The organism is Pseudomonas sp. PS02303, assembly GCF_029959925.1.
Taxonomy (GTDB): domain Bacteria; phylum Pseudomonadota; class Gammaproteobacteria; order Pseudomonadales; family Pseudomonadaceae; genus Aquipseudomonas; species Aquipseudomonas mandelii.
Genome location: NZ_JASCOM010000208.1, coordinates 1 through 10344, shown reverse-complemented (window position 1 = coordinate 10344; position 10344 = coordinate 1). Strand labels below are relative to the sequence as shown.

General features: G+C 61.9%; 8 protein-coding genes. 3 read left to right on the top strand and 5 right to left on the bottom strand.

Going from position 1 to position 10344, the window contains the following annotated elements; all coding sequences use genetic code 11:
- Window positions 1-268: 268 nt before the first annotated feature.
- Window positions 269-1189: a LysR family transcriptional regulator gene (locus QMX98_RS27530; RefSeq protein ID WP_145306316.1), complete on the bottom strand. Its 921-nt coding sequence runs from the start codon at window positions 1187-1189 to the stop codon at window positions 269-271.
- 157 nt (window positions 1190-1346) lie between these two features.
- Here QMX98_RS27530 and QMX98_RS27525 point away from each other — a divergent pair, with 157 nt between their 5' ends.
- Complete coding sequence (locus QMX98_RS27525; protein ID WP_282411668.1) at window positions 1347-1787, top strand: AraC family transcriptional regulator; 441 nt, start codon at window positions 1347-1349, stop codon at window positions 1785-1787.
- Window positions 1788-1842: 55 nt separating this feature from the next.
- Here the strand turns inward: QMX98_RS27525 and QMX98_RS27520 are convergent, their stop codons facing one another.
- Together QMX98_RS27520 and QMX98_RS27515 are read right to left on the bottom strand one after the other, a co-directional pair.
- Window positions 1843-2667 carry an alpha/beta hydrolase gene (locus QMX98_RS27520; RefSeq protein ID WP_077748146.1) on the bottom strand — a complete coding sequence of 275 codons (825 nt, stop codon included), beginning with the start codon at window positions 2665-2667 and terminating at the stop codon, window positions 1843-1845.
- Window positions 2668-2699: 32 nt separating this feature from the next.
- Window positions 2700-3275, bottom strand: coding sequence for a flavodoxin family protein (locus QMX98_RS27515; RefSeq protein ID WP_102595815.1), 576 nt, complete (start codon window positions 3273-3275; stop codon window positions 2700-2702).
- Between the two features lie 429 nt (window positions 3276-3704).
- On the opposite strand from QMX98_RS27515, the gene QMX98_RS27510 reads away from it, so the two are divergent.
- Window positions 3705-6557: a winged helix-turn-helix domain-containing protein gene (locus tag QMX98_RS27510; protein ID WP_282411667.1), complete on the top strand. Its 2853-nt coding sequence runs from the start codon at window positions 3705-3707 to the stop codon at window positions 6555-6557.
- Here the strand turns inward: QMX98_RS27510 and QMX98_RS27505 are convergent.
- Window positions 6522-8006, bottom strand: a complete 1485-nt coding sequence (locus tag QMX98_RS27505; protein WP_282411666.1) for a winged helix-turn-helix domain-containing protein — start codon at window positions 8004-8006, stop codon at window positions 6522-6524. The two genes, QMX98_RS27510 and QMX98_RS27505, sit on opposite strands and share 36 nt — an antisense overlap.
- Before the next feature lie 185 nt (window positions 8007-8191).
- The gene (locus QMX98_RS27500) at window positions 8192-9142 is read right to left on the bottom strand and encodes a GlxA family transcriptional regulator (RefSeq protein ID WP_042932737.1); all 951 of its coding nucleotides are present in this window, start codon (window positions 9140-9142) and stop codon (window positions 8192-8194) included.
- A gap of 341 nt (window positions 9143-9483) precedes the next feature.
- Here QMX98_RS27500 and QMX98_RS27495 point away from each other — a divergent pair, with 341 nt between their 5' ends.
- Window positions 9484-10206 carry a pirin family protein gene (locus tag QMX98_RS27495; RefSeq protein WP_010455748.1) on the top strand — a complete coding sequence of 241 codons (723 nt, stop codon included), beginning with the start codon at window positions 9484-9486 and terminating at the stop codon, window positions 10204-10206.
- Window positions 10207-10344: the final 138 nt, after the last annotated feature.

Below are 10344 nucleotides of genomic sequence, written 5' to 3'. Positions count from 1 at the left end.
GGCGATGCCCCCAGATGAATGCCGGAGCGAGGGTACGCCGAGCCTAGGCGAGGGGCCGGACGCTGGGGCGAAGCCTTTTGCTTACTTTTCGGCGTTTGGAAAAGTGAGTCGCTGTAAGAGCGAAACCATAAGCAGCCGTTACCGCAGAAATGGATATGTACACCTGAAAGAGATAGGTCGGCTATCAGGCCGCCTTCGCGAGCAGGCTCACCCCACATTGGGACGGGGTACATCAAGGGGAACCTGGTCGGCCCGAAGGCCGCCACGTTCAAGCCGAAACCACCAAAGGCCTAGACATGAACTCACTGATCCGCGACCGCAACCACCGCTCCGCCGGATCATTGTCATGCACCCCACTCCAGGCCATCGACAACTGCGCCGCATCAATGGGAAACGGCGGATCCTCCGCCCGCAACGCACACCCCTCCACCAGCGCACACGCCGCATAATCCGGCACCGTGGCAATCATCTCAGTCCCGGCCAACAACGCCCGCAACCCGCTGAACTGCGGCACACCCAACACCACCCGACGGCTGCGACCGACCTTGGCCAGATCCAGATCGATATTGCCGCTCAAATCACCCGAGAACGACACCATGGCATGCGGACGTTCACAATATTCGTCCAGCGTCAGCGTCCCCGGCCGCTTGTCCCCGCGCAGCACCTTGCAAGGAATGTCCCGCAACTTCTTGCACTTGGCATTCGCCGGCAAATCCGTGGTGTAACTCACCCCCACGGAAATCTCACCCGAGGCCAGCAACGCCGGCATCAGCAGATAGTTGGCGCGACGCACCACCACCACGATCCCCGGCGCCTCTTCCTGCAATTGCCGCAACAACGGCGGAAACAAACCGAACTCGGCATCGTCCGACAACCCGATGCGGAACACATCGCTACTGGTCGTCGGATCGAATTCCTTCGCCCGACTGACCGCCCCGGAAATCACATCCATCGCCGGTTGCAGCTCCTTGAGAATAGCCAGTGCCCGCGCCGTCGGCTCCATGGCGCGACCATTGCGCAGCAACAACGGATCGTCGAACAAATCCCGTAACCGCCCCAGCGCCGCACTCACCGCCGGCTGCCCCATGAACAGTTTTTCAGCGACCCGGGTCAGGTTCTTTTCGAACATCAACGCTTCGAAAATCACCAGCAGGTTCATGTCGACGCGACGCAGATCGTTACGGTTCATAGGCACGGTTTCCTTGTGTGTTCAGCCAGGCTTGAGGGTAACGATTGTCTCTGACTTTACGTGAGACTGCCCACCCGGCATGAGGAATTAACAACGTTTAACTCGCCTGACAAGGCCTCGCAACCAAGAATGAAGCTCACCGACACGGACATTTGTCATGGCCCATTCTCAGCAAAACGTCGCCCGTGCTGCAGTCGATGAAGCACCCAGAAAAGCCACCGGCGGCTTGACCCCATGGCGTGAAGAGCTGGCCAAGCAACTGATCCTCGAACGCCTGGGTGAGACCGTTGAAGTCACCGAACTGGCCCGCGCCTGCGCCCTGTCGCGCAGTCATTTTTCCCGAGCGTTCAAGTGCAGCACCGGGCTCTCGCCCCAAGACTGGATTCGCCACCAACGCGTCGCCCGGGCCAAGCAATTGATCCGGAACACCGACATGACGCTGACGCAAATCAGCCTCGAATGCGGCTTCTGCGATCAGGCGCATTTCTGTCACATCTTCACCCGCAGCGAAGGCATCAACCCGTTTGCGTGGCGTTGCCGTGCGGTGCGCACCCTTCCCCCACGTCGCGCCTGCACCGCTCAAACTCACGCGTTATAAAGCCTGTTTTATCAGAGCGAAAACCGGCGCGGGTCCATGCCCGCGCCGGGGCACATCAACCCTTGAGAAACGCCAACAGATCAGCATTGAGCTGATCCTTGTGGGTATCCGTCAAGCCGTGAGGCGCGCCGGGGTAGACCTTCAACTGCGAACCTTTCACCAGTTTTGCTGAGGCGATGCCCGCCGCTTCGAAGGGCACCACCTGGTCCGCGTCGCCGTGCACCACCAGCGTCGGGATGTCGAACTTCTTCAGGTCTTCGGTGAAGTCGGTTTCCGAGAACGCCTTGATGCAGTCGTAGGCGTTCTTGTGACCGGCCATCATGCCTTGCATCCAGAACCAGTCGATCATGCCCTGAGACGGCTTGGCGTCCGGTTTGTTGAAGCCGAAGAACGGCCCGCTGGCGAGGTCGATGTACAGCTGCGAACGGTCGGCCAGAGATGCCTGGCGAATGCCGTCGAACACTTCGATCGGCAGGCCACCGGGGTTGGCTTCGGTCTTGAGCATCAGCGGCGGCACCGCGGAAATCAGCCCGGCCTTGGCCACGCGACCGGTGCCGTGGCGACCGATGTAGCGCGCCACCTCGCCGCCGCCGGTGGAGAAGCCGAACAGCACGGCGTCTTTGAGGTCGAGCAACTCGATCAACTGCGCCAGGTCATCGGCGTAGGTGTCCATGTCGTTGCCAGTCCACGGCTGGCTGGAGCGGCCATGACCACGACGGTCGTGGGCGATCACCCGGTAGCCTTTGGAGGCCAGGAAGATCATCTGCGATTCCCAGCTGTCGGCGTTCAACGGCCAGCCGTGGCTGAAGACGATGGGTTGGCCGGTGCCCCAGTCCTTGTAGTAAATCTCGGTGCCATCTCGGGTCGTGAACGTACTCATGCGATGTCTCCTTTGCGAGTGTTGGGGGTGTATCAAAGCGGTGATGGGTTCATTCGTTCAGCCAGCCGCGCCACCCGCTCGCCGAGGTGCGCGGCGGTGCAACGGTCTTCGGGAGGTGGGGCGAGGTCCGGGGTCTGTTCGACATTCGACTGGGCCATGGCGCCGAGCGAGCTGCCGAGGCGATTCATTTGCCCGTCGAAGGCGCCGGTGCTGGAGCGCGCCGGCAGCAGGTCGAGGCCGACCCAGATCATCGAGTGCTGCGCGGCGAATACCGCCATCTGCAGCAAGGTGTTGAGTTTGTCGCCGCACAGGCAGCCGGAATTGGTGAAGCCGGCCGCCAGTTTGTCGCGCCACGGCTGGGCGAGGTAGAACGCCGCCGTGGACTCCATGAAGCCTTTGAACTGCGCCGACGCGCTGCCCATGTAGGTCGGGGCGCCGAAGATGATGGCGTCGGCGCTGTGCAACCGGTCCCAGTGCTGGTCCACTTCATCGACCGGAACCAGCAGGCAGGTGCTGCCCACGTGCCGTTCCACACCCAGGGCCACGGCTTCGGCCATGACCCGGGTGTGCCCGTAGCCACTGTGATAGACCACCACCACGTTGCTCATCCCGGTGTCCTCATGACAAGTTGATCCCTTTGCTACATGCCCCACTCGCCAGCCCGGCACAATTCCCTGCGGGAGCGAGCCTGCTCGCGATGGCGGCGGCACATTCAACATCGATGCAAGCTGACCCACCGCTATCGCGAGCTGGCTCGCGCCTACAAGACCAGCGGGTGTTGAAGCAGCAGAGTTTTGGGCGTAGACCAGACGCAGGACGAGTTAAACGTTGTTAATTTTCGTTGGCGCGCCAAAAGCCTCAACAGCGGCTTTGCCAAGGTTGTCCCTCAATAAATGCGGCGCCTGCCAGGGACGCCAGGTACAGGCAGTCGCAGCGGACACCCGACAGTCAGGCGAACACCTCGTTGCGTTGCCGGAAAAACCTGAGGAATATGCTCGGAAACCGCGTACCAGACGGCTGCAAGCAGGAGCGACACGTTGACCCTTTCCCCAGAACAGGCCATCCATTTCGGCCCCTACCGGATCTATCCCGGACAACGCCTGGTGCTGGAGGCCGACCAGCCCCTGCGCCTGGGCCGGCGCGCCATGGATATTCTGCTGATCCTGCTGGAGCACGCCCCAAACGTGGTCAGCAAACAGCAACTGATCGCCGGGGTATGGCCCAAAAGCGTCGTCGAAGACATCAACCTGCGCGTGCACATGGCGGCGCTGCGCAAAGCCCTCGGCGACGGCCAGGCCGGCCAGCGCTATATCGTCACTGTCGCCCAGCGCGGCTACAGTTTTGTCGCGCCCTTCTCCCTCGAGTCCATCGAGCAGCACCCCGCGAGCGAAAGCCTCCAGCCGAGCGCCCATAACCTGCCGATCCGCCGGACGCGCATGATCGGTCGTCAATCACTGGTCGAAAACCTGGTCACTCAGCTGTCACGCCAGCGCTTCATCACCCTCGTCGGCCCCGGTGGCATCGGCAAGACCACCGTGGCGCTGCGCGTCGCCGAACTGTTGATCGGCTGCTATCGGGACGGCATTCGCCTGCTGGACCTGGCGCCGCTCAGCGATCCGAGCATGATCAGCGCCCAGTTGGCGACGCTGCTGGATTTGTCCCTGCACGATGCCGAATCTACAAACGGACTGGCCACGTTCCTGCGCGAGCGGCGGATGCTGCTGGTGATCGACAACTGCGAGCACCTGCTCGACGCGGTCGCGCTGCTCTGCGAAAGCATCCTGCGCGCCGCGCCGCACGTGCACATCCTGGCCACCAGCCGCGAGAACCTGCGGGCCGAAGGTGAGTTCGTCCAGCGTCTCGAATCGCTTGATTGCCCACCCCCCATCGCGGTGCTGGACCGCGCCCAGGCGCTGACCTTTTCCGCATTGCAACTGTTCGTCGAGCGGGCCATGGCCAGCCAGGACAGTTTCGAGCTGAGCGATGACGACCTGCCGTTATTGATTGACATCTGCCACCGCCTGGACGGCATTCCGCTGGCCATCGAACTGGCGGCGGCGCAAGTCAGCCACTTTGGCCTGAGCGGGTTGCTGACGCAGTTGCAAGGCAGTTTTCGCCTGCTAACCCAGGGCTGTCCGTCGACGCTGGGCCGGCACCAGACCCTGCGCGCCACGCTCGACTGGAGTTTCGAACTGCTGAACGCCTGCGAGCAAACCTGCCTGCGCCGACTGGGGGTGTTCAGGGGCGGTTTTACGCTGGAGTCGGCCGCGGCGGTGATCGTCGGCGAACACATCGAGCCCGGCGAGGTGTTTGGCTCGATCACGCAACTGGTGGCCAAGTCGTTGCTGAACGTGGAAGTGGGCGACGAAGAAGTGTTCTACCGCTTGCTCGACACCACCCGCAGCTACGCACTGGAAAAGCTCGACCAGACCCTGGACCTGCCGGACACCCGAAAGCGCCACGCCGAACGCTGCCTGGCCTTGATGCATCAGGCTCAAACTGACTGGGAGCTGATTTCCACGGGCCTGTGGATCGAGCGTTACGCCCGCAGTCTGGATGACATTCGTTCGGCCCTCGACTGGGGCTTTAACGCCCAAGGTCCGCAGGCGCTGGCGATCCGGCTGACCGCGACGTCGACGCCGCTGTGGCAGGAGTTATCGCTGCTCAAGGAACATGGCGTTTACGTGCGCAAGGCGCTGGCCTTGCTGGAGGTGGCGCCCGAGCCCTGCCCTCACCTGCAAATGGCCCTCAAGCTCGCCCTCGGCAGTTCCTGCTACCACACCCAGGGCGGCACGGCCGAAACCATTGCCGCGTTTGTCAGCGCCAGAACCCTGGCCAGGCACAACAACGACGTGGCCGGTCAACTGCGGGCGGTGTCCGGGCACATGGCGGTCAATCTCAGTTGCGGCCACTACCAAATGGCGCTGGAGCAGAGCCAGCTGTTCGACCGCCTGGGCGCTCAGGGTGACCCCGTGCTGTCGCTGAGCACGCACCGCCTGCGCGTCCTGGCCCTGCACTTTGCCGGCAATCAGCAACTGGCCCGGGTGAATGCCGAACAGGTCATCCAGCGCATGGCCCAGAGCGGGCACCTCAACCGCTTCACCCACGGCTTTGGCGTGCAATACGATCAGAGCGTGGCCGCCCTGACGATTCTGGCGCGCATCCTCTGGTTGCAAGGCCAGCCGGAGCAGGCGTGGCGCACCGCCCGCCAGGCGCTGGACATCGCGCTGCAGATCAACCACGGCACCTCCATTTGCTACACCCTGGCGCTGGCCGGCTGCCTGATCGCCCACTACAACGGAGACAGTACAACCGCACGCAAACTGTTACGGCTGCTACTGGAACAGGCGCAGAAACATTCGGTGCTGCTGTTTCATACGTGGGCGCAACACTACGCGCAAGTGATCGACCAGGCTGGAGCACCGTCGGCGCCACCGCCGGGTGCCGGGCTGATCAAGGAAATCATGGTCACGCTGGACGCCACGTTCGTCGATGACGCCTTGTGGCAACGGGCCGATACCGGGGCAGCGGGCTGGAGCACGGCGGAGATACTGCGGGCCAGGGCTGATGCGTTGCTGACTGAAGAAAATGCGCAGGCAGTGGATGACCCGAGTGGACGCGTTCGCGAGCAGGCTCGCTCCCACAAAAGCGAGATGGCGGAGGAGGTATTGCTGCGAGCGTTGAATGTGGCCAGGCATCAGGGCGCCCTGGCCTGGGAGCTGCGCAGCGCCACCTCGCTGGCGCAATTGTGGCAGCGCCAGGGTCGACATCAGCAGGCTCATGAACTGCTGACGCCGATCTACAACCGGTTCACCGAAGGCTTTGCCACCCCGGACCTGAGCAAAGTCCGTCGGCTACTCGACGAGCTGCATGGGCACCTGAACGCCTGAGACCCAGCGTGCCCGGCTGATGTAATGCGAGTAGCGCTGTTCGAACGTACGCAGGTGGCCGCTGTGTTCGAGTTTCTCCAGGGCATAGGTGCGCGTGGTATTGAGCAAGCGGTACCGCGTGGTGCCGTTGACCTGATCCATCGACAGCAGCGACTTGGCGACCAACCGCTGTACCAGCGTCGCCAGTTGGTCGGGTTTGAGCAGCTCGCAACTGCTGACGCCAATCGCCGCCTCCAGGGTGAAGGACATCTTGAACACCGAGAGGCGCTGCAACACGGTTTGCTCCCCCTGGTTCAGCCGTTCATAGCTCCAGTCCAGCGCAGCCTTGAGGGTTTGATGCCGGGGCACGGCCGTGCGTCGCCCCTGAGTCAGCAGTTGAAAACAGTTATCCAGCTGAGCCTGCAAGCCGACCAATGCCAGCGCATCGATCTGCGCCGCTGCCAGTTCAATGGCCAGCGGCAAACCGTCAAGTCGTCGACAGATTTCACGCACTGCCTTGAGGTCCTGTTCGCGCAAGGCAAACCCTTGTTGACGGGCTCGGGCGCGACTGACGAACAGCTGCACCGCCGAGTAGCCCATGGACTCGGCTACGCTGTGCAACGCCGACGCGGGCGGCACCGCCAACGACGGCAAGCGCTGGACTGTTTCCCCCGCCGCCATCAGCGGTTCACGACTGGTGACGAGAATCGACAGCCGAGGCGCCGACGCCAGCAAATCGTCGACCAATGCCCGGCAGCGTTCCAACAGGTGTTCGCAGTTGTCGAGCACCAGCAACATATGCCGATTCGCCAACACGTCCAGGGTTGTGCCGACCTCCAGTTCCAGGGTTTGTGTCAGGTGATCCACCACGCGTGCGGGATCATCGAGCACCGCGAAATCCACCAGCCAAACGCCATCTTTATAGTGCTGCAACAGCAGTTCGGCCACGCGGAGCGCCACGGTGGTTTTGCCGATGCCAGCGGGGCCGACCAGGGTCATGAGCCGCCGAACCGGTAATTGCCGGACCAGGCTGCCGACCATCGAGTCCCGTCCGGTCACGGGTGTGAGCCGCGCAGGCAGGTTGTGCTGATGCTTTAGCACGGTCTCGATCGAGACCACGGTGGTCGCCGGCACCGACTCCACCGGGGCGACAAAGCTATAACCGCGCTGGGGGATGTTGACGATGTAGCGCTCACCGTTCTGCCCGTCGCCAAGCGCCCGGCGCAGCGCCGCAATATGCACGCGCAGGTTGATTTCTTCGACCACGGACGTCGGCCAGACGTCGGCAATCAACTCGTCCTTGCTGACCACATGGCCGGCGCGCTCAACCAGCACCTGGAGGATATCCAGGGCGCGACCGCCCATGCGCAGCGGCCGATCACCGTCCAGGATCAGCCGTTGCCGCTGGTGAAAGGCGTAGGGGCCGAACCGCAGCACCGTATCGCTGTTTAAATCTCTGAAGCTGTTCATGCACGTTTGCGTGCTGAAAACCTGGCCCGGCTCACAGTGCAGAAATATCGATCGCACCCACCTTCCAGGCTCCCGCACCTCCATTGCAAAGAGTTCATGGCTATCTTGGCAGGCCTCGGTGACGGTACAACTGCCACGGGGGGAGCGTCACGGCCATTGCGGTGCGCACAACGGCCAAGAACGCTCTAGCTGAACTGTTCGCGGTATTGCGTCGGGGTCAGACCGAGCTTTTCAGCGAACAGGAAGCGCATATGGCGCACGCTGCCAAAGCCACTTTTGAAGGCCACGGTCTTGAGTGGCAGATCGCTGGTTTCCAGCAGATTCCTGGCGCAATCGATGCGCGCGCTTTGCAGAAACTCCATGGGCGTCATGTTCACGTCCCGGGCAAACATCCGGGCGAAGTGCCGCGTGCTCATGTTCGCCAGGCCGGCCATGCGTTCGATGCTGAAGGCTTCGTCGAGGTGTTCGAGCACGTGATTCTGCACGCGGGTGATCGGCGTTTCCTGCGGCGCGACAGTGGCCATCAACGGACTGAATTGCGCTTGCCCGCCCTGGCGTTTCATCACCACCAGCAACACCTTGGCCACGTCCTGGGCGACTTTCTTGCCGTGGTCTTTGGCGACCACCGCCAGTGCCAGGTCAATACCGGCAGTGACGCCGCCGGAGGTGATGAGGTTGCGGTCCTGCACGTAAATCTGATCGGTCTCCACCGTCGCCTTGGGGAACCCTTTGATCAGCCGTTCGGTGTAATGCCAGTGGGTGGTGACGCGATAACCGTCCAGCAAACCGGCATGCCCCAACACGAACGCGCCGGTGCAGATAGAGCCATAGCGCCCGGCGCGATCGACAGCGGCTTTGAGCCAACACAGCAACGGCGGATGTTTTTCGTTGTACGCGCCCGGGCCGCCCGGCACCAGCAGCAGGTCATAGGCTTGATCGGCCTGATCGATGTGCAGATCGGCCTGCACGCTGACGCCGTTGGAGGCCCGCAACGCGCCATGCTCGGTGCCGATGGTCGCCAGTTCATAACGGTCATCTGCTGCCAGGTATCGATTGGCGATGGAAAACACTTCCATGGGCCCGGCCATGTCGAGCAGCAGAAAGTCCGGAAACAACACCATAGCCACGGTTTTCATGGGTTCAAAATCACTGAAGTCAAAAGAAGGTCCCTCTAACAAACACCAATCCCCTGTAGGAGTGAGCCTGCTCGCGATAGCGGTGTGTCAGTCAGCATAAATATTGAATGTAATGACGCTTTCGCGGGCAAGCCTCGCTCCTACAGGGTTCTTGCCAGGCATTGCTGTGCATTATGGCTAATGTCCGGCGCCAGCGTCGGAGGAAAATGCCTGAATGCCCGTTCATTACTGTCAACCACAAAGCGACAGTATTTCAATTTACATCTACTTATTGCACCAGCCAGTAACCATTAACCTTCTCCTCACTCGGACGAATCAACGTCCCCACAGGAGATTTCATCATGCTGACCCTTCGCAAAGCCTCGGATCGCGGCGCCGCCAATCATGGTTGGTTGAAGTCGTTCCACACCTTTTCCTTCGCCAATTACCGCAACCCGAAAGAGCAGGGTTTTTCTGACCTGTTGGTGATCAACGATGACCGTGTGGCGGCCGGTAAAGGCTTCGGCCAGCACCCGCACCGCGACATGGAGATTTTCTCCTACGTGCTCGAAGGTGCTTTGGAACACAAGGACACCCTGGGCACCGGTTCGGTGATCCGTCCTGGCGACGTGCAATTGATGAGCGCCGGCAGCGGCGTGGCCCACAGCGAGTACAACCACTCGGCCACGCGGCCGGTGCACTTTCTGCAAATCTGGATCGTGCCGGACGTCAGCGGCGCCAAACCGCGTTATCAGCAAGAGCACTTCAGCACCCAGAAAAAACGTGGGCGCCTGCAACTGATCATCTCCCCCGACGGGGCCAAGGGTTCGCTGAAGGTGCGTCAGGACGCACGGGTGTATGCCGCGCTGATCGACGGCAAGGAAAGCGCCACGCTGGAACTGGCCGCCAACCGCTACGCCTATGTGCACGTGGCCCGTGGCAGCGTCGAACTCAATGGCGTGCAGCTGCAAGAAGGTGATGGCGTGCGGGTTCGTGATGAGCAGGTGCTGGCGTTGAGCAACGGTGTGGATGCCGAAGTGCTGGTGTTTGACCTGCGCCCGCAAGAACTGCCGGAAATGCCATGACCGTGACTGACCTGGGGGCTTCTGTGTCCCCAGGCTTTTACCAGCCAATCACATCATCTGTGGCGAGGGAGCTTGCTCCCGTTGGACTGCGAAGCAGTCCCCTTCTCTTTAGATAGATAGGTGGCCGCTCCGCAGCCC